The 23900-nt window shown below is 39.5% G+C and carries 20 protein-coding genes; 12 read left to right on the top strand and 8 right to left on the bottom strand.

What is annotated here, in order from left to right; all coding sequences use genetic code 11:
- The first annotated feature begins 139 nt into the window (after window positions 1-139).
- Together RM549_RS00100 and RM549_RS00095 are read left to right on the top strand one after the other, a co-directional pair.
- A complete protein-coding gene (locus RM549_RS00100) occupies window positions 140-1684 on the top strand; it encodes a hypothetical protein (protein WP_311679478.1) in 1545 nt (514 codons plus the stop codon).
- Window positions 1685-1693: 9 nt separating this feature from the next.
- A complete protein-coding gene (locus RM549_RS00095) occupies window positions 1694-2566 on the top strand; it encodes a DMT family transporter (protein WP_311679477.1) in 873 nt (290 codons plus the stop codon).
- Here RM549_RS00095 and RM549_RS00090 read toward each other — a convergent pair.
- The 5 genes from RM549_RS00090 to RM549_RS00070 form a co-directional block, all read right to left on the bottom strand.
- Entirely contained in the window at window positions 2563-3267 is a 705-nt protein-coding gene (locus RM549_RS00090) for an RluA family pseudouridine synthase (protein WP_311679475.1), read from the bottom strand. The two genes, RM549_RS00095 and RM549_RS00090, sit on opposite strands and share 4 nt — an antisense overlap.
- A 53-nt stretch (window positions 3268-3320) precedes the next feature.
- Complete coding sequence (panB, locus tag RM549_RS00085) at window positions 3321-4139, bottom strand: 3-methyl-2-oxobutanoate hydroxymethyltransferase (RefSeq protein WP_311679473.1); 819 nt, start codon at window positions 4137-4139, stop codon at window positions 3321-3323.
- Between the two features lie 283 nt (window positions 4140-4422).
- Window positions 4423-5424, bottom strand: a complete 1002-nt coding sequence (locus RM549_RS00080) for an alcohol dehydrogenase (protein ID WP_311679471.1) — start codon at window positions 5422-5424, stop codon at window positions 4423-4425.
- Window positions 5425-5526: 102 nt separating this feature from the next.
- Window positions 5527-6147, bottom strand: a complete 621-nt coding sequence (locus RM549_RS00075) for a CPBP family glutamic-type intramembrane protease (protein WP_311679469.1) — start codon at window positions 6145-6147, stop codon at window positions 5527-5529.
- Window positions 6148-6285: 138 nt separating this feature from the next.
- Entirely contained in the window at window positions 6286-7719 is a 1434-nt protein-coding gene (locus tag RM549_RS00070; RefSeq protein WP_311679467.1) for an L-serine ammonia-lyase, read from the bottom strand.
- Between the two features lie 200 nt (window positions 7720-7919).
- On the opposite strand from RM549_RS00070, the gene RM549_RS00065 reads away from it, so the two are divergent.
- The 7 genes from RM549_RS00065 (at window position 7920) to RM549_RS00035 (ending at window position 16682) form a co-directional block, all read left to right on the top strand.
- The gene (locus tag RM549_RS00065) at window positions 7920-8318 is read left to right on the top strand and encodes a transposase (protein ID WP_311679466.1); all 399 of its coding nucleotides are present in this window, start codon (window positions 7920-7922) and stop codon (window positions 8316-8318) included.
- A gap of 8 nt (window positions 8319-8326) precedes the next feature.
- A complete protein-coding gene (locus RM549_RS00060; protein WP_311679465.1) occupies window positions 8327-9157 on the top strand; it encodes an IS3 family transposase in 831 nt (276 codons plus the stop codon).
- Between the two features lie 593 nt (window positions 9158-9750).
- Window positions 9751-11685 carry a molecular chaperone DnaK gene (gene dnaK, locus RM549_RS00055; RefSeq protein WP_311679463.1) on the top strand — a complete coding sequence of 645 codons (1935 nt, stop codon included), beginning with the start codon at window positions 9751-9753 and terminating at the stop codon, window positions 11683-11685.
- 131 nt (window positions 11686-11816) lie between these two features.
- Window positions 11817-12416, top strand: a complete 600-nt coding sequence (locus RM549_RS00050; RefSeq protein WP_311679462.1) for a hypothetical protein — start codon at window positions 11817-11819, stop codon at window positions 12414-12416.
- 138 nt (window positions 12417-12554) lie between these two features.
- Entirely contained in the window at window positions 12555-12947 is a 393-nt protein-coding gene (locus RM549_RS00045) for a hypothetical protein (RefSeq protein WP_311679460.1), read from the top strand.
- A gap of 236 nt (window positions 12948-13183) precedes the next feature.
- The gene (locus RM549_RS00040; RefSeq protein ID WP_311679458.1) at window positions 13184-14746 is read left to right on the top strand and encodes a PhoX family protein; all 1563 of its coding nucleotides are present in this window, start codon (window positions 13184-13186) and stop codon (window positions 14744-14746) included.
- 70 nt (window positions 14747-14816) lie between these two features.
- Window positions 14817-16682 carry a cytochrome-c peroxidase gene (locus tag RM549_RS00035; RefSeq protein WP_311679456.1) on the top strand — a complete coding sequence of 622 codons (1866 nt, stop codon included), beginning with the start codon at window positions 14817-14819 and terminating at the stop codon, window positions 16680-16682.
- A 128-nt stretch (window positions 16683-16810) separates the two neighbouring features.
- Here RM549_RS00035 and RM549_RS00030 read toward each other — a convergent pair whose 3' ends face one another.
- The 3 genes from RM549_RS00030 to RM549_RS00020 all read right to left on the bottom strand — a co-directional run bounded on the left by RM549_RS00030 (window position 16811) and on the right by RM549_RS00020 (window position 20309).
- Window positions 16811-18013: a porin gene (locus tag RM549_RS00030; RefSeq protein WP_311679454.1), complete on the bottom strand. Its 1203-nt coding sequence runs from the start codon at window positions 18011-18013 to the stop codon at window positions 16811-16813.
- A gap of 268 nt (window positions 18014-18281) precedes the next feature.
- Window positions 18282-19562, bottom strand: a complete 1281-nt coding sequence (locus RM549_RS00025; protein ID WP_311679451.1) for an Nramp family divalent metal transporter — start codon at window positions 19560-19562, stop codon at window positions 18282-18284.
- Window positions 19563-19673: 111 nt separating this feature from the next.
- Window positions 19674-20309: an alpha/beta hydrolase gene (locus tag RM549_RS00020; RefSeq protein ID WP_311679449.1), complete on the bottom strand. Its 636-nt coding sequence runs from the start codon at window positions 20307-20309 to the stop codon at window positions 19674-19676.
- Between the two features lie 48 nt (window positions 20310-20357).
- On the opposite strand from RM549_RS00020, the gene RM549_RS00015 reads away from it, so the two are divergent.
- From RM549_RS00015 to menD, 3 genes are all read left to right on the top strand, one after another.
- Window positions 20358-20777, top strand: coding sequence for a PaaI family thioesterase (locus tag RM549_RS00015; RefSeq protein ID WP_311679447.1), 420 nt, complete (start codon window positions 20358-20360; stop codon window positions 20775-20777).
- On the top strand, window positions 20778-21941 hold the full coding sequence (locus RM549_RS00010; protein ID WP_311679445.1) for a chorismate-binding protein: 1164 nt from the start codon (window positions 20778-20780) through the stop codon (window positions 21939-21941).
- A 169-nt stretch (window positions 21942-22110) separates the two neighbouring features.
- Complete coding sequence (gene menD, locus RM549_RS00005) at window positions 22111-23850, top strand: 2-succinyl-5-enolpyruvyl-6-hydroxy-3-cyclohexene-1-carboxylic-acid synthase (protein WP_311679443.1); 1740 nt, start codon at window positions 22111-22113, stop codon at window positions 23848-23850.
- Window positions 23851-23900: the final 50 nt, after the last annotated feature.

Below are 23900 nucleotides of genomic sequence, written 5' to 3'. Positions count from 1 at the left end.
TTTTTTGCTTTATCTTTAACTAAAGTATTATTTACATCTACACTTTAAGGCCTTCAATAAGTGGTCGTTACGATAATTAAACTGTAGATAAGAATGTAATTATGCTGATACACAGCTAGTTAAAAAGCTTTTTGTTACAATGACCAACGAATTATCAGATAATCTTTTTTCTCTTATACAATCGCTTTCCCCTTCAGAAAAACGGCAATTTTCGCTCTATGTTGGCAGGATTGGAGTAAACACCGATAGTAAATTTCTTAATTTATTTAAGGTGATGTCTAAGCTTAAAAAGTATGATGAAGATGTTATTCTGAAGAATACGAAGATCAGTAAACGGCAATTATCGAATGTAAAAGCACATTTATACCGTCAGATTCTAATTAGTTTAAGACTGAATCCATCGCACCAGAGTATGCCGGTTCAAATAAGGGAACAACTGGATTTCGCAATTATACTTTACCGGAAGGGGCTTTATAAGCAAAGCCTGAAACTTTTGGACAAGGTGAAATCTACTGCTTTATATTATGAAGAGAAAAATATTGCGTACGAAATTCTGGACTGGGAGAAAATTATCGAATCGCAATATATTACCCGAAGTATCCACAACCGTGCAGAAACACTAATAAACCAGACAGAGGAGCTTACTCATTTAAGCGTAATTGCGAGTAAGCTTTCTAATTTATCATTACATCTTTACGCAATTTTCCTGAAAATGGGATATGCACGTACCGAGGCAGAGGCCATGCAGGTAAAAGCAGATTTTCAGAAAGGGCTTCCGGAGTATAAATTCAGTGATTTAGGTTTCAGGGAAAAATTGTGGTTGTACAAGGCATACTTGTGGTATAGCTTTATAACCCAGGATTTTCTGGCGTGTTTTAGATATGCTTCAAAGTGGATAGAGCTCTTTAATGACAACAAACATTTAATCGCCGTGCATCCGGTTTCTTATTTAAAAGGAAACCATTATTTACTGGAGGCACTTTTTTATCTGAATCACGCTACTTTATTTGAAAAGGTGCTGAAAGATTTAGAGACGAGCCTAAAAGATCCAAGGGTGCCAGACGATGATAATATTGCCGCACTTTCTTTCCTCTATTTATATTCCAATAAGCTGAATCTTCGGTTTATGAAGGGTGAGTTTGCTAATGGAGATGAGCTGGTAGAGAAAATTCAGAAGAAAATAAAAAAATACCGGAGCAGGATAGATGAGCATCATATTATGGTATTTTACTATAAGGTTGCCTGTCTCTACTTTGGGAACGGGGAAAATAAAAAATGTATAGAATTCCTGAAAAAGATCATTAATAATAAAGACCTTGAAATGCGGGAAGATCTTATGTGTTTTGCCCGAATACTTAATCTCGTAGCTCATTATGAAGCAGGATTGGATTATCATCTGGAAAGACTCATTAAATCGACCTATAAATTCCTTATTAGGATGAACGATTTGCACGAAGTCCAGTTGGAAATGATTAAATTTTTGAGACATTTGCCAGACGTTTCTCCCCTGGAAATAAAAAATGAATTCCGGCAGTTACATGCAACTTTAAAGGAATATGAAGATCATCCCTTTGAACGCAGGGCCTTTCTTTATCTGGATATAATATCTTGGCTTGAGAGCAAGATCGAAAATAAACCTGTAGGGAAGATAATTAGCGAAAAAGCACAGCAAGTAATAAGGTAACCTCATAATTTGACTGTTAAAACAAGCCATTTCCGGCATATCCTTGAGCTCAATTTTGCAGTGATGCTTATAAGTACCTCCGGGACTTTGGGCAGGTACATTACATTAGATCCCTTCGTGACTATTACCTTCCGGGCAATTTTGGCTGGAATCGTATTGTACCTTTTTTGCAGATTCAGGAAATTCAAAATTAATATTGCCAATAAAAAAGATCTGCTTAAAGTGATTATAGGCGGATGTTTAATGGGAATACACTGGGTGACTTATTTCTATTCCCTCAGTCTTTCCAGCGTGGCCATAGGGATGTTATCCATTTATACATATCCTGTTATTACCACTTTTCTGGAGCCTTTACTGCTGAAGACCAGATTTAGCAAAATGCACCTGGGACTGGCCGTTTTAGTACTGTTCGGAATTTATTTTCTGGTTCCGGAATTCAGTTTTGAAAATGATCAGACTTTAGCCGTTGCTTTTGGAGTGATTTCGGCTTTTTTTTATTCGCTCAGGAACCTTCTGATGAAACAGGAAGTAGAAAAATATAACGGATCGGTTTTGATGATGTATCAAATGATCGTTATAACCATAATGTTATCGCCTGTTCTGTTTTTATTCGATTTATCTGCAGTGTCTTCGCAATTGGCGCCTATTCTGGTTCTGGCGGTAGTGACCACCTGTTTTGGCCACACGTTACTGCTTATGAGTTTTAGGAATTTTTCGGTAACCACGGCAAGTATTATCAGTAGTGCACAACCGGTTTACGGAATTTTACTCGGACTATTATTCCTGGGTGAATATCCGGCTGTAAATACGATTATTGGAGGTTGTCTTATAATTTTTGCAGTCTTTGCAGAAATCAGCCGCAGCATGAAAAGGGAGGCTTAATCTTTACAGGCGTCCCAGATGGGATCTGAAGGTGGCGGCGCAATTATATGAATATCTTCTTTTTTTACCGGATGCGTAAACTTTAATTCCCGGGCGTGAAGATGTATACTCGCATCTTTATTGCTGCGATCAAATCCATACTTCAAATCCCCTTTTACCGGACTGCCAATTGAAGATAACTGACTCCTTATCTGGTGATGTCGCCCGGTGTGTAAATCGATTTCCAGCATGTAATAATTATCAAGTTTCCGTATAATCTTATATTCCAGAATAGCCTTTTTACTATCCGGAACTTCTTTTATATGTGCATAAGATTTGTTTTGTTTAGGATTCCGCTTCATGTAATGAACCAGCCTGTCCTCATCTTTTGGCGGCGGATTTTTTACCACGGCCCAATAAGTTTTCCTGGCATCTTTTTGCTGAAAAAGTTTATTTAACCTCGGTAATGCTTTTGAAGTTTTTGAAAAAAGAACAATTCCGCTGGTGGGACGATCGAGACGATGGACTACCCCCAGGTATACATTTCCCGGTTTGTTGTACTTTTCTTTCAGATAGGATTTTACGACTTCACTCAGCGGTTTATCTCCGGTTTTATCGCCCTGCACGATATCCCCCGGTCGCTTGTTAACCACAATTATATGGTTGTCTTCATATAAAACCTGAAGATTATCTTTTGTAGAGGTTATTTTATCTGAATTCAATACTGAACAAATTTCTTAAGAAGAATGCGGGTGCTGTAACTCCGAACTCCAAACTAGTACTGTTCTTCATCTGAAGGAAAACTTTTGTTTTTCACATCCTTTGTATAATTTTCAAAAGCAGTGGTCATTTCAGCGTGAAGATCGGCGTAGCGTCTTAGAAAACGCGGATTAAATTCATGCGTCATTCCCAGCATATCGTGAACCACCAAAACCTGTCCGTCCACACCGTTTCCGGCACCAATCCCTATCACCGGGATGGTAAGGCTTTCAGCAACTTCTTTGGCTAATTTTGCAGGTACTTTTTCCAGAACAACAGCAAAACAACCTATTCTTTCAAGTAACAACGCGTCAGCTTTCAGTTTTTCGGCCTCCTGTTCTTCTTTAGCTCTAACAGTATAAGTTCCGAATTTATAAATGGACTGCGGAGTTAGTCCCAGATGTCCCATAACAGGAATTCCGGCGTGGAGAATTCGTTTAATCGAATCTTTTACTTCCTTGCCACCTTCCAGCTTAACGGCGTGAGCACCGCTTTCCTTCATAATCCTGATAGCCGAACGCAGCGCTTCTTTGGGATCACTCTGGTAACTTCCAAAGGGCAAATCCACAACAACCAGTGACCTGCTAATTGCTCTCACAACTCCGGAAGCGTGATAAATCATTTGATCCAGCGTAATTGGCAAGGTGGTTTCATGACCGGCCATAACATTACTGGCTGAGTCGCCCACAAGGATCACATCAACGCCCGCACCATCTACAATTTTCGCCATACTATAATCGTAAGCGGTTAGCATAGCTATTTTTTCTCCATTAGCCTTCATGTCTACCAAAGACTTCACCGTGATCCTCTTATATTCCTTTTTTGCAACTGACATCGTTATGATTTTTAGTTCGAGTAAAAGTAGTAAATTAGTTCACCACCTTCCAAGATCAATGCCTCAAAATGTCAAAGTAAAGACCGCTACGCTGCAAGAACAGGAAGCAAGATTTTTAATAAGGAACACCAATATACTACCAATCAAAAATATCAACACTCCAAAATGCCAATTATCGACCTGTAGTAACAAGAAAGGCTGTGCAGAAAATTCCGCACAGCCTGTTTGAATATTAAAGAAAAATTTAAGATGAAGATATAATCTTCTTCTGAATTTCTTCAGTTTATGGTTTTAGAACTATTCTAAAACGAGCTTTGTTAGTGATCATTTTGTCGTAAGCCTCTGCTGCATCGTCCAGTGAATACTCTTCAATCATTGGCTTTGTTCCGGTTAATGCGCTGAAATTTAAAGTATCTTCAGAATCCATGGCGGTACCGCTTGCCCAACCGGCTGCAGATTTTCTTCCGGAGAGCAGTTGCATGGGAGATACTTCAATAGGTTCTCCTGTTGCTGCGACCATCAGGATTTTTCCGTTTTTGGCTATTCCGTCAATAACGGAACTTATGGCTTTGCTGCTTGGCGCTGTTGCCAGAATTAAATCGGCGCCGCCGAGTTTTTTAAGTTCTTTTACGGCGTCACTATTTCCGGTATTGATAAAATGATGAGCACCTAATTGCTTTGCAAGGTCTTTTTTATCGTCACTGGTAGAAATGGCCACAGTTCTCATGCCCATTTTAGCAGCATACTGAATTGCCAAATGGCCAAGGCCGCCAATTCCCTGAACCGCAACGGTATCTCCGGCTTTAATTCCGGAATTTCTTAAGGCGTTAAAAACAGTAATTCCCGCGCATAACAATGGAGCAGCATCTGCGGAAGATAATTCTTCGGGAATGCTGGCAATTGCTTCCTGCGGAGCAGTCATATATTCGGCATAACCACCGTTGTAAGAGATTCCGCTGATTTTGGCATTTTCGCAATTCACAAAATCACCTTTCCGGCAGGGTTTACACTCAAAACAGTGTCCGCCATGCCAGCCCACGCCAACGCGCTGTCCTTTTTTCCATTTATTAACGCGGCTGCCAACTTCTTCAACAATCCCGACAACTTCATGACCGGGAACACGCGGATAATCAATTGGAAAAACCCCTTCTTTAACAAAGGCGTCACTATGGCAAATTCCGCAGGCTTCAACTTTTATTAGAACTTCATTTTCTTTTGGTGAAGGTTTGTCGATATCTACCACGACAAAATCGCCTCCTTTTTCTTGTACTTGTACAGCTTTCATAACTTATTTTTAATTGGTGAACGTAATCATAGACTGATTTTTCAGCAGCCAATAAGTTACAAAAAACAACAAGCTTCGCCCTTTAATCGTTTGTTAAAAGGTTCAGAGTATCTTCGGAATAAAAAAGAAAAGAACGATACTGTTGTTCATCGTATGCATTGCAATTGGCCAGATGAGGCCATTGTTTTCAATTTTAATTTTTCCGAAGAAAAAACCCGCGATAATCCTGGGGAAAATGAGTAAAAACAGCGGCAGATTTACTTCAAAAGCTGGAACGTAATTGTAGATGTGGACAAGACCAAAAACGAACGCGCTAAGGAGCCAGATATAGCGGTATGCCGAATTAAATATTTTATGAAATCTGTTTAGAAATCTTTCAGGAATTGCCGCCTGGAGAAACAGAAAAAATAAGATTCCTGCAAATGATAATAAAAAGAAGCTGGTCACCCAGTGAACACCCGGCGGAACGAGAAAAGTTCCTATTATGACAAGAACTGTGGTGATGAAAAACAGGATGTCGTTTTGCGAGGGTTTTACAAGACTTCTGAAAATGCCTTCTTCTAAAATCGGCGCTACAATTAATGCCATCACGGCAAATTTTAGCGGACTTTCATCCAGCATTTTAAAAAGTTCTGTCTGCTGATATTGGTCTAAATCAAGATTTGGAAATGATGACGTTAAAATGCCCAGTACCGCAAAGAAGGCGAAATAGCAGCCAATCATGAATCCGTAATTTCGGATCAGGTTGATGATTTTTTCAGAGAAACTATTTAGCTGAAGCAATTATGCGTGGATTAATATGACTAAAATCTGAGTACGAAGTTAATGTTTTATTGAAGACTCAGTAAGCTATTCCGGAGTTTAGCAATCACTCATATTTACCTGTACAGCAAGTCCTCCTTCTGAAGTTTCCTTGTACTTGGAATTCATGTCCTTTGCAGTTTCCCACATGGTTTCTATAACCTTGTCCAGAGGCACTTTTGCTTTACTGGCGTCACTTTCTAAAGCCATTTCGGCAGCATTTATTGCTTTTATGGCACCCATGGCATTTCTTTCTATACACGGCACCTGTACGAGTCCACCAATAGGATCACAGGTCAGACCAAGATGATGTTCCATAGAAATTTCTGCAGCCATAAGAACCTGTTCTGGTGAGCCGCCAAGAAGTTCGGTTAATCCCGCTGCGGCCATGGCTGAGGAAACACCAATTTCGGCCTGGCAACCGCCCATTGCCGCAGAAATTGTTGCACCTTTTTTAAACAGGCTGCCAATTTCGCCGGCTACCAGCATAAATCGCTTTAAATCCTCAAAAGTAGCGTTGTGATTTTCGATTACCATATAATACATCATCACGGCGGGAACAGTGCCGGCACTTCCGTTGGTTGGTGCGGTTACTACCCGTCCAAGGGAAGCATTGACCTCATTTACACTCAACGCAAAACAACTCACCCATTTTAAGATTTCACGGAATTTCACTTCGTTATTTCGAATGACGGAGATCCATTCTTCGGGAGAATTGTAATCTCCTTCACGAATAAGGCGCTGGTGCATTTCGAAGGCACGGCGCTTAACATTGAGTCCGCCGGGAAGTGTGCCTTCGGTATGGCAGCCAATGTACATGGATTCCAACATGACTTTCCAGATTTTTCGCAAACCGGAATCAATATCTTCTTCAGAACGAAGGGATTTTTCATTTTCCAGAACAATGTCTGAAATTTGCTTATTTTCGGTTTTGCAATATGCCAGAAGTTCGGTGGCTTTTTCTATGGGGAAGGGAAAACTTTTGAAATTCTGCATTTGCTTCCTGGCATTCTTCCGTTCCTTTTTTACAACGAATCCGCCGCCGATAGAGTAAAAGGAAGAGGCTGTATTTTTACCATTATCGAGCTGTGCACGAAAGGTCATCCCGTTGGGATGAAATTCGAGAAATTTCCGGTTGAATTTCACATCGGTTTCACAATTAAAACCGATTGGCTTTTCACCATTTAACTTCAGGATTTTCTGCTCTTTAATTTTTTCGATTTCCGGTTCTATAATAGAAATATCCATAGTCACGGGATCGTGTCCGCTTAATCCGAGGATAGTAGCTATATCTGTTGCATGTCCTTTTCCTGTAAGGGATAAGGATCCGTAGAGGTCGATATGAATGTTTTCTACTTTGTTAAATATTTCCTTCTTCTTAAGTTCGGCAATCCATCGTTGCGCAGCCCGCCATGGTCCCAGGGTATGGGAACTGGAAGGTCCAACACCAACTTTAAGCATATCAAAAACACTTACTATTTCTCTTTCGCGCATTCGAGTGGAAAATTTTTGCAAAAATACGAATTTGAAGTGGTATATGAAGTTTATTCATCAACATATTGAGCGGAAAAGAAGGTTTTGCTGAAGAATGTGAAATTTGAGTAAAAGAGTTAAAAAGCTAAAGAGTGAAGAGTGAAGAGTGAGAAGTTAATTTATGTACGTCCTTGATATAGGTTGACCACAAATCAACTTGTATGAAACCAAATGTACGATTATTGCGAAAGCAACGCCAGTACTCTGATGAGTTCAAAAAACAGATTGTCGCAGACTTTGAAGGCGGCCAATTAAGTGTACCACAGCTTTCCAAACTTCATGGAGTAGCTTATCAGGTGATTTATCGCTGGATTTATAAATTTTCTACCTTTAATGAAAAAGGTTTTAGAGTTGTAGAAATGAAAGATAGTAGTCAGAAAAAGATGAAAGAAATGGAAGCCAAAATCCAGGAGCTGGAAGCGGCTTTGGGCCGTAAACAGATCCAGGTAGATTATTTCGAGAAGATGATCGAATTGGCTAAGACCGAGCTTGATATCGACATTAAAAAAAACTACAGCACCCCACAATCAACTGGTTCAGGGAAAACAAAGAAAAAATAAGTTATTCTATGAACCAGCTCTACGAAAGTATCGGGATCAGCAAACAAGCGGTACACCAATATGCCCGAAGGCAAGCTGCTTTTGATAACCGGTTGATGCAGCTAATGGAAGAAGCTGATGACCTTCGAAGAGTTCATCCTGGTTGTGGGGTGGAGAAAATGTATAGCATTTTAAAACCAGATTTTATTGGGAGAGATCGTTTTGTAATTATTTTTATGCAACTGGGGTACCGTTTGAAAAGAAAGAAAAATTACAGGCGGACCCCTATTGCAGGAAAGATCTACTATCCAAATGTCATTAAAGGAATGAAGATCAATGCCCCTTCGGTGGTATGGCAATCAGATATTACCTATTATAGGGTTGGTGATAAATTTTATTATGTGGTCTTTATAATTGATGTTTATACCAAGAGAATAGTAGGTTACCAGGTATCAGATAACATGCGGGGAACAGCTAATGTAAAAGCCTTGAAGATGGCATTAAAAGAAAATAAAGCGCCAAAGATCCATCATTCTGACAGGGGAAGCCAATACACTTATAAATCTTATATTGATTTGCTAAAAGCTAATACCACCACTATTAGCATGGCTTTAAGTGCTCAGGATAATGCTTATGCGGAAAGGATCAACAGGACTATAAAAGAAGAATATCTTGATCATTGGAGACCGCAGACCTTTTACCAGTTAAAAAGTCAGGTAAACAAGGCAGTGAATAACTATAATAATAAAAGATCACATAATCATTTACAAAAAAGAAACCCTGATGAATTTGAGAAATATTGGTCAACTTTAAACCCAAAGGAAAGGACAGTAATTACTATTTTTGATAGTGAGAATTAATATGTAAAACCGGTCAACACTAATCAGGGAAGTTCATAGAAGTACGAATGAAAAGTGAAAAGTTTGTCCGGAAATTGTTCTGCGTTAATATGCGATATCTGCGGGCGATCTTTCTTCTGAAGATCGAAAATTGGCATTTTTTAAGCATGGCTTTGGAAGGTGAAAATGGTTTGAAAATGTGCTGAGTTGAAAATGATATAATGAAAAGTGAAGAGTGAATAATTTTAAAATGGAATGTAAAAAGTGTTTGACTCAGGAAATAGGAGGCAGGAATTAAGATGTTTAAAAAAGAGAAAAGAGAAAGATTTTGTTGGAGATAAATGAACAACTTTTTGTTTCAGGTTGTGAGTCTAAAATGAATCACCGAAATTTTACTCACCACTCACTACTAGAACGCATTAGGGATAGGAGCGGCATCCCGCGAATTTTTCTTCGCGGATACAGCGGATAGCCCGGCCCGCAATGAAATGGAGGGAATGCCATTATAGAAAATACAATTCTGACATCCTGTCATAACTTTTCTGATGGCATAAAGATTGACTTTAACACCCCGAGAAACTGAAACAATAACACAAAAATCAACGTATAAAGTTATGAGTAAAATAATTGGAATTGACTTAGGTACGACCAACTCTTGCGTTGCCGTAATGGAAGGTAACGAACCAACGGTTATACCTAACGCCGAAGGAAAAAGAACTACACCTTCTGTAATAGCATTTGTAGAGGGTGGCGAAATAAAAGTTGGTGATCCTGCAAAACGTCAGGCAGTAACCAACCCAACCAAAACTGTAGCGTCTATTAAGCGTTTTATGGGGAATAAATATTCTGAATCTGAAAGAGAGGCAGGAAGGGTTCCTTATAAAGTTGTAAAAGGAGATAACGATACTCCGCGTGTAGAGATTGACGGAAGAAAATATACTCCGCAGGAACTTTCTGCAATGGTGCTTCAGAAAATGAAGAAAACCGCAGAGGATTATCTTGGACAGGATGTAACTGAAGCGGTAATTACCGTGCCAGCTTACTTTAACGATTCTCAGCGCCAGGCTACAAAAGAAGCCGGTGAGATCGCTGGTCTTAAAGTTAGCCGAATTATTAACGAACCAACCGCAGCTGCACTTGCTTACGGACTGGATAAAAAATCCCAGGACCAGAAGATCGCGGTTTATGACCTTGGTGGTGGTACATTTGATATTTCTATCCTTGAATTAGGTGACGGAGTTTTTGAAGTACTTTCTACAAACGGTGATACGCACCTTGGTGGTGACGATTTTGATGAGGTGATCATCGATTATCTTGCAGATACTTTCCAAAAAGCGGAAGATATCGACCTGAGAAAAGACCCAATGGCACTTCAGCGTTTAAAAGAAGCTGCTGAAAAGGCAAAAATCGAGTTGTCTTCTTCAACCCAGACAGAAATTAACTTACCTTATGTAACTGCAACTTCAAGCGGACCTAAGCACCTTGTAGAAACTCTTACAAGATCTAAATTTGAGCAACTTGCCGATACTTTGGTGAAGCGTTCTATGGACCCTGTACAAAAAGCACTAAAGGATGCCGGTCTTTCTAAAAGCGATATTGATGAGGTGATTTTAGTTGGTGGTTCTACGCGTATTCCTAAAATTCAGGAAGAAGTAGAGGCTTTCTTCGGAAAAAAACCTTCTAAAGGTGTAAACCCAGATGAGGTTGTGGCAATTGGTGCTGCTATCCAGGGTGGTGTATTAACAGGAGATGTAAAAGATGTATTGCTTCTTGATGTTACTCCGCTTTCTTTAGGTATCGAAACTATGGGAGGAGTTAACACTAAGCTTATTGAATCAAACACGACGATCCCTACTAAGAAATCACAGACATTCTCTACCGCGGCAGATAATCAGCCTTCTGTAGAAATCCATGTGTTGCAGGGTGAGCGTCCAATGGCGGCAGATAACAAAACAATTGGTAGATTCCATTTAGACGGAATTCCACCAGCGCCAAGAGGAACACCTCAAATTGAAGTGACTTTCGATATTGATGCCAATGGTATCATTAAAGTAAGCGCTACAGATAAAGCTACAGGTAAATCTCAGGATATTCGTATCGAGGCTTCTTCCGGACTTACCGAAGAGGAAATCGAGAAAATGAAGAAAGAGGCTGAAGCGAATGCTGAAACCGATAAAAAAGCCAAAGAGAAGGTAGATAAGCTAAATGAAGCTGATGCTATGATCTTCCAGACTGAAAAGCAACTGAAAGAATTTGGTGATAAGATTTCTGAAGATAAGAAAAAGCCGGTTGAGGATGCTTTGGCAGACCTTAAGAAAGCCTACGAAACTAAAGAAATCGAGCAAATCTCTCCTGCTTTGGATAAATTAAATGAAGCCTGGAAAACAGCTTCTGAAGAAATGTACAAAGCACAAGCCGAAGCCCAGGGTGGCCAGGCCGGAGGACCACAAGGTGGACCCGGAGCCGGAGCTCAGGGAGGACAAGCCGGAGGCGGTGAGTCTAAAGGTGGAGACGACGTAGAAGACGTAGACTTCGAAGAGGTAAAATAATCCCCCTCCCAACCCTCCCCCAAAGGGTGAGGGCTTATAAAACCAAAGCGCGATCATTAATTTGGTCGCGCTTTTTATGTTTTTGTACGCAACCATTCCCGATTTTTCGCATCTAGTTAAAAACCATTAATATGAAAAGATTTATTTTCTTAGTTTTTATTGTACTGGGATGCAGTCCTGAAGCGGAAAACGACAGTTTTACAGAAGATCCGGTTAACCTGAATGTTGGCACCGTCGAAAATTGTGCAGAAACAGAAACAATTTGTGCAATGAGTGATGCATGCGGAGAAGAATTTTTAAATCTGATTGATTATCAATATGTGAGTCCGCAATTGGAATTCACAATGTATTTCAGTTCAGAAATCCAGGATAATCTTTCACTGGAAGCACTACGGAATAATTTCGAATATATAATTTTTGCTTTACAATTTCCTGAACAAAAAACGGCTACTACTTCTTTTGGGTATAGTAATACAATTACCGCACTGGATAATCCCGAACAGGAAGATTTTATACTTATAATTGATGATTACGAAGAAGGTGTTATTAGCGGTACACTTACTGGTAAAATAACCGAAATGAGCAAATATACCAAGTCAGATGATCCTGAATGTATTATAGAAGACGTAGCAGGAGTGTGCGAGGAGGAAATAGCAGTGGAAAAAGAAGTAACTGTTGACTTTAGTTTTTGTCTGGAAAATTATTCCGACTCTGATTCCACGGTTGATTAAATAATAATAAATACACTTCTGTAACTGGTTGCTGCAGTAACAAGAGGAATCTCTTAAAATCCCGCATCGGGATAAAAACAGAATAAAATTGTTTCTCAGAACTTTGAAATACTTTAAATATTATAAATCAGGATTATCATGAAAAAAGTACTGGCGTGTTTATTATTTGTCTCAGGAATGGTGACTTCCTGTGACTATGAAGGTGAGGAGGTAGATCAAATAAATGTGCAAGCTGAACTTCAAAATGCCTGTTCCGCAGAAGATCCTTTAGAAATGGATTGGGTACAGGAATTAATTTCCGGTTTAAATTGTGGGGATTATGCCTGTGAAGTTGCTATTTTGAAAAGTCAATATGAAGGAGAAACAGTTTTCTATATCCAAATGATCGATCCACTGTGTTACGGATTCGAAAAAATTGATTTGTATGATTGCAGCGGGGAAAAGATAAAAGAATTCACCCTGGAAGAGAGCAGGGAATTTGTCAACCACCCGGAGCATGAAGCTGAATCGATCTTTAGCTGTAATGTGTAGATTTAGTTATTTCCTATTTTTAATTTCTGTTTACATAACATATATTCTCCTTCCCTCAAAAGAAATTCTACTCCTAATCACTGACTCCAAAACAGTTATGAATTTTCGACTAACACAGGCTTAACCTTCGTGACTTTAAGATGAACCTTTATTAATCTAAGCACTAAAATGAGTTAACGCACTTGATCATGGTGGCGACTAGTTTTGTTAAAACAATTAACTATAAACCAAAAGCCATGAAAAACATGCAAAAGCTGATTTTTAAAATTTTTATTCTTTCGGTCGTTATGACCTTTTTTAATGCCTGTGAAGTAGAAGACGGGATTGATGGTGTAGATGGAAAAGACGGCGTGGACGGTGTTGATGGAAGTGACGGAGTTGACGGAGAAGATGGGGAGGATCTTGTTAGACAAGAAAGTATTTTCGAAAATAAATCCAGCGTAGACCCTTTAGTTGCACTATCACCCCAGTTTAATTTCGTAAAAGCTTATTCCTTACTAAGTACACCTGATGTTGTGGGAGATGGTTTTCAGTTAGCCGGCTCTGCAGATGGTGCAGGTTTTCTGAAGGATGGCGACGGCTACATGTATGTGGTAAACTGCGAAGATAGTTATGCAGTAGCAAGAATTCGTCTTGATGAGCATTTTAATCCTGTTTCCGGGGATTATTTACTGAATTCAGGTGTTTCAGATTATGCCCGCCAATGTTCTGCAACAATGTGGGAATCCGCCATACATGGTGGAAGTAAAGATATCTTCTTATCTGCTTCAGAAAGTTTGCATTACGATGTAAAAGGAATAGATCCATGGGTAGAAACTCCTACTCCAAATGCAGATTTTGGGTTAGATGCTCTTGGTGAATTCTCTTGGGAAAATGCAGTGCCACTTCCACAAAATGCATATTCCGGTAAAACTGTAATAGTTGGAGGAGATGATGATTCCAGTAATTCTGAAGGTCAGGTTGTTCTTTATTATTCTGAAAACGGAGATGACGATTTTGAAAACGGAAAAGTTTATGTGCTAAGAACAAAAGAGGTTTCAGATGGAGCAGGAGGTGTGCAAGCTGTTAATGAAGATGAAATTTATTCTGAAGCACATTTTGACAGAAGCATTTCCTATGAAGTTGAATTCGTAGAAATAGAAAATGCGAAGGATATGACCAAAGATGAAGTTGAAGCCGCTAGCAACGATGTTTTGGCTACTCATTTTATGAGGGTTGAAGACGTAGATTACCAAAAAGGATCTCAAGAAAACGGAAGAAACGTATTTTTTGCAGTTACCGGACGTGGTCCCGGCGCAGGAACTTATAACGATTGGGGTACAATTTATAAACTAGAATTGGATGACGAATCCCCATTGACCGGAAAACTTACTCAAATAGTTAGCGGAAACACAGATACCAACAACATGGATGGGAATCTTGCTGCATTACAGAGTCCTGATAATATCTGTGTGACTGAGAATTTTGTTTATATCCAGGAGGATCCTAATTCCTTTAGCAGGGGGCATGCTGCACAAATTTATCAGAGTGACCTTAATGGTAATAACATCCATAAAGTTCTGGAACTAGTGGTAAGACAGGACCTTGCTCCCAACAATAGTACCGGACTTAGCGGTGAATTTGGAGCCCTTATAGATGTAAGCGATAAAGTTGGAGTACCAGGAACTTTTATTCTTGCTTTACAACCTCATTATTGGAAAAGTGACGAATTTAAAAGTCTTGACGGTCACGATTTCTCTGAAGTAAGGGAAGATAATCAGGCTTCTCAAATTGTAGTTTTACAAGGATTACCAAGATAATTATAATTATGCAATAATAGAAAACCTCCGGCTTTGGTACGGAGGTTTTTCCATTTAATTTCTAATCTGTATGATAAATTCTAACAAGCTTTTCCTACTACTGCTTTATATTTTAATAAATTTTTCATGTAAACATAATGAAGAATATGTAGACCTTTCGATTAATGAAGAACAAGCGACGGAGATCGTTAATTGGGAAAACCCCAGAGAATTCTATCTGGAAAGTATAGAGAAATCCATTGCTCATCTTGAAGAAGTTAAAAAGATTGGCCAGAATGATGAAAAATCGAAAGAAGTTTTTGAATTGGCCAGGGCAGAATTTAAAAAAGCAGAACCATATGCTTCTTATTTAAATCCTCCCGTTGGCCATCGGGTAAACGGACCTGCTCTACCGGTATTCCTGGAGGATAACAGTAGGACCATGCCCCCAGTCGGTTTACAGAAGATAGAAGAAAGTATCTATGAAAGTGGTGTTTCTGAAAGAGAGTTTATGGCTGAAGTCGAGGTAACTCAAGGATTAATGAATAATCTTAAAGAAAATATTTTAAAGCGGGAACTTAATCCGCAGCGTTTCTTTGTCGCTACACATCAGCAGTTATTAAGGATTGTCAGCTTATCAATTTCGGGTTTTGACACGCCGGTAAGCCACTTGGGATTTGATGAAACTATTATTTCCCTTCGAAGTTTATTGGAGGTTTATGACAGAAGTATTTCAGGAATAATTAAAGAGAAAAATAAGGAGTTAGATCAGAGTTTTCAGCAAAGGATTTCGGAAGCCATCGGGTTTATTGAAAAAGATAAAGACTTTGAAAATTTTGACCGTTATACATTTATCAGAGATTATATGAATCCTGTCACTTCCAGCTGGGTGGCGATAAGAAAAGAGAGCGGACTTTGGGATGGAAATATAAGCTCTCCATTTAACTTTGATGCGCCTACTTTCTTTGAAGAAGATTCTTTTAATGAGGATTTCTTTATGCCAGCGATGAACAGGAATTCTTCAGAGAAACAAGTTGCTTTGGGAGAGAAACTCTTCTTCGATAAAAATCTTTCTGAAGATAAGAAGATGTCCTGCGCTACCTGCCATGTTCCGGAGAAAGCTTATGCAGACGGAATGGTAACAAATCTGGATAACCAGGGAAATAAACTTCAACGTAATACTCCGACTCTGATAAATGTTGCTTTTCAACAGAGCTTCTTTTGGGATGGCCGTTCAGAAAATTTGATGGACCAGATCTCTTCAGTTTTCACAAACGACAAAGAGTTTAATACAGGTGTGCATCAGTTTTCAGAAGATATTTTAGAAGATCCGGCTTACAAAGAAATGATTCGTGATGCTTTCGGACAGATTTCCGGAAGGAATACCGACGTGATTAAAGCTCTATCGGCATATATCGCCAACCTTAATGGCTTCAACTCCAAATTTGACCGGAATATAAGGGGAGAGGAAGACTCTTTTACAGCAGAAGAGAAGCATGGCTTCAACTTGTTTATGGGTAAAGCACTTTGCGCTACCTGCCATTTCGTGCCCCTTACAAACGGTACAGTACCGCCATTTTTTAACGAAACAGAAAAAGAAGTAATAGGTGTTCCTGAAACAGCTCAAAATCTAAATTTGGATGATGATTTCGGCTTTTACTGGATGTACGGAGTAGAAATTCAAAAGGGTATGTTCAAGACACCAACAGTAAGAAATTCTGCTGTAACAGCACCTTATATGCACAACGGAGTTTATGAAACTCTTGAAGAAGTGATCGACTTTTATAATTCCGGTGGGGGAGCAGGTTTAGGTTTTGATTTGCCGCATCAAACGCTACCTTTTGATGAACTGAGCCTTAATGAGAGAGAGAAACAAGCATTAATCGCCTATCTCAAAACTTTAACAGATACAGAGGTTTCAGAAAGTAAAAAGGAGAAATTGTTGGTAAACAATTAATTAATCAGATTAGAAAAATAAAAGCCCGATTTCCTCTTTGTAGGTGGTCGTGCTTTTATTTTTCACTATTATATTTGTAATGTTCTTGTATAGAGGAATCGTGAGATTGAAAAAATCTTTAATAGGAATTAAAAATGTATATCTACCTGGAAGCGGTACATCAATCCATCATCTGCACTGTTATCAAAATTATTATAGCTAAGATCTGTTTGCACTTTAAGTTTGTGACCTACAATATATTTAGAAAGGCCTAAGGTATACTGTTTTTCAATTCCACGATTTATATAATTTGTCTTTAGGTCGATACCCGTATAGCGACCAACAATTTCATAATCGTTTTTGAAAACATATCCTGCCTGGATATTTATTCCATCTCCTATCTGAACCATATCTCCTGTAGGACTACCATCTTCGTTTAGAGCAAAAGGCTCGTCTGCGGTACGTCTTGCGGCTTCTGCCATAAGATTTAATCCGCGGTATTTAAACATCAGATCGAGAAAGTAAGTGGTAATATCGGTGGTATGAAAACCATCGTTAGTAAGCATATATGATCCTGAAATAGAATTTGTTCTAACTGCATTATTGTTAAAACTATAGCTTGCACCCACAGATAATTTCGGTAAAGGTTCCCGTTCAAGATCGGCGCCAACATAATCTTTAAAATCTCCAAAAGGAAGGATTTCTGCCCTTGCTACAATATGATGTCCGCCAATATTTCCCGTAGTTACATTACGTCCTTCTCCCTGGGAAACAGAAATAACTTCTTTAAAAAGTACATTATCGCCGGCGTAAAAAAAATGGCGCAACTGTGCGCCTGCTTCCCGGTCAATATTAAAGCGACTGTTTACCAGGGAGCGATCCACCGTTTGCATATTGGCAGACGATATTACCCGCTCCCTGTTTCCCGGCAGTTTGGTCTGGCCCAGCCATAATTCAAAATTATCATAAAAATTCCACTGAAGTACTGCATCTAAAATATATCGAGGTGCGTTCCCCGTATATGCAGAAGCACCAGAAATATCATTATTAGATAAACCTAACTCCAATTTATATTTCAGTTTTGGAGAGTAAGCAAAGCCTGAAAATTTTAAACGCGCTCTTCGAACAAGCATGTTGGAGTTTCCTCTCTCGAGCTTTCCGCTTTCGGGATAATCCCACTGGGAAGTATAAAGGGATTGGAAACGGGGAGCAAATTTAACGCTAAAGGAACTATCTTTAGCAGTAAAGTTGATAAGACCTTTTCCGAATTGATTAGAGACTGTTTCCTGTGCTTTTGTATTAAACACTCCTACTAGAAAAAATGCCAATAGCAGGTGCCATGGGTATCTCATTACTTTTTGGTTTTTGTCGCTGCAAAGAACCGAAAAAAATGTTAAATTAATGTTATGCGGATATTACCCTTAGATCAAATTATATAAAAAGCCGTCCCGAAAGACGGCTTCTTCATAAATCAAGTCGACAAAAACCATGATTAATGAAATACTCCATATGGAGCCAGTACAAAGATGGTTTTTTAGTGTAATACTAATGTGAAATTAAATTTAAGGAATAGTTATTTTACGGGTAATTACTCTTCGGTACTCCTGTTTTAAAAGTTCATTACTGCAAGAAGAAATAGTAAATATATACTAAATTAAAGATCACCAAAAACCCGAAGCAAATCAAACTAAAAGTCATATAACTGTTGCCGGGACGATGTTTTTTCGGCATTTGATTTCCTGTGACGAGTTTATAATTAAACCAGGCGAGAAATGGAGCAGATAGAAAAGATAATCCGGCGGCAAAATCTACCAATATCGTAAAGGAACCGGAAAGAAAAAACAGTATACAAAGCGACAGCACCGGAATGGCAAATATCGACACCTGATAAATTTTCCACTTTTCCTTTTTTTCCTGAGGCAGATCTTTTTCCGGATTTTTTAATTCTGAAATCACCCGCGGGTAAGCGTCGGTTACGGTGAGGACAGTACTTAGCATCGTCACAAAAGCAGCGACCGAAATAATGGGTTTACTCCAGTCCCCCAGAGTTTTTCCGTAGAGATCGATGAGCTGAGTAGCAAATTCTACACTATTACTGGAAAATGAAGTTCCGCTGCCAAACATTACCAGCACGCCAAGCAGGAAGAATAGCAGTCCGATAAATGCCGCGGAAAGATAACCGACGTTAAAGTCGGCAAAAGCGCCTCTTACCGAAAGTTTCTGTTTTGTCTGGACAGCCTTTTCTTTCGTCCAGATACTGTGCCATACAGAAGCATCCAGCGGAATGGGCATCCATCCCATAAATGCAATAATAAACCCAATGCCTGCAGTAGTCCAGAGAGAAGGAGCTGTAGTAGTAACGGCGCTTTCCACAGTTCCGGCACCAAAAGCCATGACCACAGCAGCGAGGGTGGCAATCGTCAATAAACTTACAATCACTTTCATGCTCTTGTCCAATCCCGGATATTTTCCGATAAGCAGCAGCGCAATGCAGGCAGCGAGGATTATTCCGCTCCATAGAAATGGTGACCATCCAAAATTGAAAAGTCGTTCGGCCAGGCCGGCAGTAACAATGGTAACCGCAGCCTGGATGATAAACATACTTCCTACAGTGATAATGATATAAATCCAGTATGGAAATTTCCCCATCTTTTTATAGCCGGAGATAAGATGCTCTCCTGTTGCGGCGGCATATCGTGGGCCAAATTCCAGAAACGGATATTTGGAAATACAGGCGATGATCAATGCCCAAATAAGGATAAAACCGTAATCTGCACCGGCGCGGGTGGCCTGGATAAGATGAGAAACCCCAATAGCAGCTCCCGCCAGCAGGAATCCGGGACCAATACTTTTGAGCAAAGAGGTTTTGGATTTTTTAGCTGAAGAAGATTTCTGTTCCATTTAATTTCAAATTATCTTCATAAGTAATTACGAGTGTAGCGAAGTAATCTTATTTAGAGATTGTTTCGATGCATTTGCACCTCGTAATGGCCTTTTTAAAACAATATCAAATTAAGCAAATTTTGAAATTAAAGTTGGATTTACTTCATGTCCGCCATTAAAAGTGAGGATTTCCAGGTTTTTTGGAAATAAAGTCCGCAGATGTTCTTCTTCAATGTTGATAATTGCCTTTTTTAGGTACTCATCTTCAGTCCCATAAATAAAAGAAAAATCTGTGTTCTTCAGAAAAGCGAAATCTTCAGCTTTTAATTCCGAAGGAACTTTTCCAGAATGCAATATTAATCGGGAACATTCAATTTTTCTGCGGGCGACCCAGCGTGCAGCAACCGACACCCCCTGGGAATAGCCGAAAATTGCCAAATTTGGAGCATCACTTAGATTTTCCGCTTTATAAACTTCGTCCAGATAGTTAAGTACATTTTCTATTTCAGCTTCAGTATTTTCTTTAGTTAGCCAGGAGGCGCCAACGTGTTTGTATTCATTATTCAGATAATATTTGGATTGTGCCTGTGGAGCGATAATGTAATTCTCTTCCGCATTTAAATGATTAAAATGTCGAAGAAAATACCTGCTCAAATAGCCAATTCCGTGGCAAACAACCCAAACCGTTTTGGTTTTAGGAGTGAATTCGTTTAACACGCTGTACGTATTGGTGATCTGGTAAGAAAGCTGCTTTTCGGTGCTCATTTTTAAGGTGCGGTTTTGTATTTTTACAAAGAAACCAATCTTATTGCTATGACCAAAGAGGAAATTCTCGAGTTGTCCAAAAAAGTGTGTAAAAATACTTTAATGGAAACCCTTGAAATTGAATTTACTGAAGTTGGAGAGGATTATCTTATTGCGAAAATGCCGGTAACACCAAAAGTTCACCAGCCGGATGGGGTGTTGCATGGGGGTGCGAGTGTTGCGCTTGCAGAAAGCGTGGGCAGTTTAGCGAGTTATGTTTTCTTAAATACAGATGAATTTTTTGTCCGTGGCATAGAGATTTCGGCCAATCATTTAAAGAGTATTTCTGAAGGTTATGTGTTTGCAAAAGCAACTTATATCCATAAAGGCCGTACTAGCCAGCTTTGGGAAATCAGGATTACAGACGAAGAAGAAAACTTGATTTCATTGGTAAAACTCACGACCATAGCATTACCAAAAAATAAGTAAATGATCAATTCCGACGAATTTTTCGTAAAATTAGAAGAGCAGATAGAAAAAGGATTTCCTTTTGTGGCATATCGAAAACCCGGTATAGATGAAAATCCGGAATATGTAAAAGCTTTACTTCAACAAGATGCCGCTACACATAAGGTGGCAGATTATTCCGAAAGTGGTTTTGTTTTTTCTCCGTTTGAAGTTGAAAAAGGAGCTTTTATAATTCCTCCAGAATCTTCAGAAGAAATTCAAACAGAATACTATTTTGAAGAAGATCATAAAGATGTGAAAAAAGTAGATCCGCCTTTTCCGCCGAATCAGCTTCGGAAACAGGCGCGGGTAGAGCATGAGGACTTGGTGCAAAAAGCGCTTGATACCATCAAAGAAGGGAAACTACGAAAAGTTGTTCTTTCCAGAACCGAAAGTGTGCAGCACCAGTTAAAGGTGATAGGGATTTTCAAAAATATGCTGAAAAAATATAACACTGCATTTGTTTATCTCTGGTTTCACCCGGCAACCGGTGCATGGCTCGGCGCTACTCCCGAAACTTTGCTGCAGGTAGAACGGAATAAATTCAGGACAATGGCTCTTGCCGGTACACAGGCTTTTCAGGAGAGTACAGATGTGGAATGGGGCGAGAAAGAGAAGGAAGAACAGCAGATTGTTACCGATGCAATCTTGGAAAATCTACAGGAATTAAATTCCGGTGCGGGAAGTATTAAAGCCTCAAAACCTTATACCTCAAGGGCTGGAAACCTACTGCATTTACGAACTGACATTAGCGGAACTTTTCATTCTAATTCTTTTAATCTGCACGATTTAATTAAGGCGCTACATCCAACTCCGGCTGTTTGTGGTTTACCCAAAGAGCCGGCGAAGAAATTCATTCTTAAAAATGAAGGTTACGACCGGGAGTTTTACACCGGATTTTTAGGTGAGCTAAATCTAAAAACCGAAACCAAGCGGAATAGCAATCGCAGAAACCAGGAAAATCAGGCGTATGTTAGTATTTCGAAGCAAACATCTCTGTACGTAAACTTAAGGTGCATAAAACTAGAGGCAGGTGTGGCCAATCTTTTTGTAGGAGGCGGAATCACGGCAGGTTCCAATCCTTCGCTGGAGTGGGAAGAGACGGTTAATAAATCGCATACCATGAAGGCTGTACTTGTTAAGTAGAGTTTTGAAAGTTATAAAGTTAAAAGTTGTAAAGGCTTCACAGGTTTTTATCCCGTATAGCTATCGGGCCCTGCGAAGTCTAAAAAAGTTAAAAAGAGTAATTTGAGTCGGAATTACTTTTAGCACGTTCTGATTTCTTCAGAAATCTATTTTATTTAAAAACAAATTTGTGAAACATTCAAAAATACCCGTAGCACGATCTATAGTGGCACTTTGTGTTGCGAAAAATATAAATCACGTAGTAATTTCCCCCGGTTCCAGAAATGCGCCGCTCACCATAGGTTTTACCCATCATCCCGAAATAAATGCCTACAGCATCGTAGACGAGCGTTGCGCGGCATTTTACGCTTTGGGAATGGCGCAGCAACTGCAAAAACCGGTGGCTTTGGTTTGTACTTCAGGATCTGCACTGCTCAACTATTATCCGGCGATTGCCGAGGCTTTTTATAGTGATATTCCGCTGGTGGTGATTTCCGCAGACCGACCAATTGAACGTATAGATATTGGCGACGGACAAACCATCCGGCAGAAAAATGTTTTCGAAAACCATATTTTATATTCTGCTAATTTATATTCTGAAATTGTCCTGGAATCTGAAGCTACCGATAAAAAACTTCAGCAAAAACAATTTGAATCCCAGAAACACAACGAGCGGGAAATCAATCTTGCGCTTAATAAAGCCATAGAAGGAGCGGGACCGGTCCATATAAATGTTCCGTTTTATGAGCCATTGTACGATCTGGTGGAGAATGTAGAGGTGAATCCGCTGCAGATTTTACCGGAAATTAAGGAGAGGACTTATACTGAAAATCAGTTGGAAGCTTATGCTCAACTGTGGAGCAAGGCCAAACGGAAAATGATAATTGTAGGCGTTGCTCAACCAAACGCGGTGGAGCAGCAGTTCCTGGAGCAGCTGGCAAAAGATCCGTCGGTTATCGTTTTTACTGAAACTACTTCAAATCTAAATCATCCCGAATTTTTTACCAGGATAGATACCATTATTGGTCCTCTGGAGAAAGATGATAACCGGGAAGAGCTTTTTAAAATGCTGCAGCCGGATATTCTGCTCACTTTCGGCGGAATGATTGTGTCCAAGAAAATTAAAGCATTTCTCCGGAATCATAATCCGAAGCAGCACTGGCACGTAGACCCTAAAAAAGCCTACAACACATTTTTTTGTTTAAATAAACATTTCGAGGTTTCGGTAAATTCATTCTTTGCTCATTTTCTTCCGCTTACGCAGAAAATTGAAAGCGATTATGCTGAATATTGGAAGAACACCAAGAAAAAGCGCCAGGTGAGGCATGAGAAATATATGGATGAAATTCCGTATTCAGATTTAAAGGCGATGCAGTTTATTGTTCCTGCCGTTCCCGAAAATTATATTCTGCATCTGGGAAATAGTTCTACGATTAGGTATGCGCAGTTGTTTAAGTGGAAAGAAAGTCTGAAGATTTTCTGTAACCGCGGGACCAGCGGGATCGACGGGAGCATTTCTACAGCCGTGGGTGCGGCAAGTGTGAATAAGGAGCCAACGCTAATGATTTCTGGGGATTTGAGCTTTTTCTACGACAGTAATGCGCTCTGGAACAATTATATTCCTTCGAATTTTAGGATTATCGTTCTGAATAATAGCGGCGGCGGAATCTTCCGGATTTTACCCGGAAATAAGAATACTGAAAATTTCGATACTTTTTTTGAAACCACACATAATCTGAAAGCGAAATCACTGTGCGAGATGTACAGTTTTGAATATGAAGCAGCATCTTCTTCCGAAGAAATCGAAAAAACAATGCAGCATTTCTTTGAAGCTTCGGAACAGCCAAAATTGCTTGAGATTTTCACTCCGCGAAAGATAAATGATGAGGTTTTATTGGAGTATTTTGGATTTATGAGGTCTGAAAAGTGAAGCAGTGAAGCAGTGAAGCAGTGAAGAGTAAAGAGTGAGTAGTGAAAAGT

Origin of the sequence: Autumnicola patrickiae, assembly GCF_031846525.1 — a bacterium.
In the GTDB taxonomy this organism is placed as follows: Bacteria; Bacteroidota; Bacteroidia; order Flavobacteriales; family Flavobacteriaceae; genus Autumnicola; species Autumnicola patrickiae.
This window is presented reverse-complemented; position numbering and strand designations above follow the sequence as displayed.

What these genes read in the sequence shown, in the direction of transcription:
- RM549_RS00100 (WP_311679478.1), top strand. Translation starts at nt 140, where the DNA reads ATGACCAACGAATTATCAGATAATCTTTTTTCTCTTATACAATCGCTT.
- panB (WP_311679473.1), bottom strand. Translation starts at nt 4,139, where the DNA reads ATGTCAGTTGCAAAAAAGGAATATAAGAGGATCACGGTGAAGTCTTTG.
- RM549_RS00080 (WP_311679471.1), bottom strand. Translation starts at nt 5,424, where the DNA reads ATGAAAGCTGTACAAGTACAAGAAAAAGGAGGCGATTTTGTCGTGGTA.
- RM549_RS00075 (WP_311679469.1), bottom strand. Translation starts at nt 6,147, where the DNA reads ATGATTGGCTGCTATTTCGCCTTCTTTGCGGTACTGGGCATTTTAACG.
- RM549_RS00070 (WP_311679467.1), bottom strand. Translation starts at nt 7,719, where the DNA reads ATGCGCGAAAGAGAAATAGTAAGTGTTTTTGATATGCTTAAAGTTGGT.
- RM549_RS00065 (WP_311679466.1), top strand. Translation starts at nt 7,920, where the DNA reads ATGAAACCAAATGTACGATTATTGCGAAAGCAACGCCAGTACTCTGAT.
- RM549_RS00060 (WP_311679465.1), top strand. Translation starts at nt 8,327, where the DNA reads ATGAACCAGCTCTACGAAAGTATCGGGATCAGCAAACAAGCGGTACAC.
- dnaK (WP_311679463.1), top strand. Translation starts at nt 9,751, where the DNA reads ATGAGTAAAATAATTGGAATTGACTTAGGTACGACCAACTCTTGCGTT.
- RM549_RS00050 (WP_311679462.1), top strand. Translation starts at nt 11,817, where the DNA reads ATGAAAAGATTTATTTTCTTAGTTTTTATTGTACTGGGATGCAGTCCT.
- RM549_RS00045 (WP_311679460.1), top strand. Translation starts at nt 12,555, where the DNA reads ATGAAAAAAGTACTGGCGTGTTTATTATTTGTCTCAGGAATGGTGACT.
- RM549_RS00040 (WP_311679458.1), top strand. Translation starts at nt 13,184, where the DNA reads ATGAAAAACATGCAAAAGCTGATTTTTAAAATTTTTATTCTTTCGGTC.
- RM549_RS00035 (WP_311679456.1), top strand. Translation starts at nt 14,817, where the DNA reads ATGATAAATTCTAACAAGCTTTTCCTACTACTGCTTTATATTTTAATA.
- RM549_RS00030 (WP_311679454.1), bottom strand. Translation starts at nt 18,013, where the DNA reads ATGAGATACCCATGGCACCTGCTATTGGCATTTTTTCTAGTAGGAGTG.
- RM549_RS00025 (WP_311679451.1), bottom strand. Translation starts at nt 19,562, where the DNA reads ATGGAACAGAAATCTTCTTCAGCTAAAAAATCCAAAACCTCTTTGCTC.
- RM549_RS00020 (WP_311679449.1), bottom strand. Translation starts at nt 20,309, where the DNA reads ATGAGCACCGAAAAGCAGCTTTCTTACCAGATCACCAATACGTACAGC.
- RM549_RS00015 (WP_311679447.1), top strand. Translation starts at nt 20,358, where the DNA reads ATGACCAAAGAGGAAATTCTCGAGTTGTCCAAAAAAGTGTGTAAAAAT.
- RM549_RS00010 (WP_311679445.1), top strand. Translation starts at nt 20,778, where the DNA reads ATGATCAATTCCGACGAATTTTTCGTAAAATTAGAAGAGCAGATAGAA.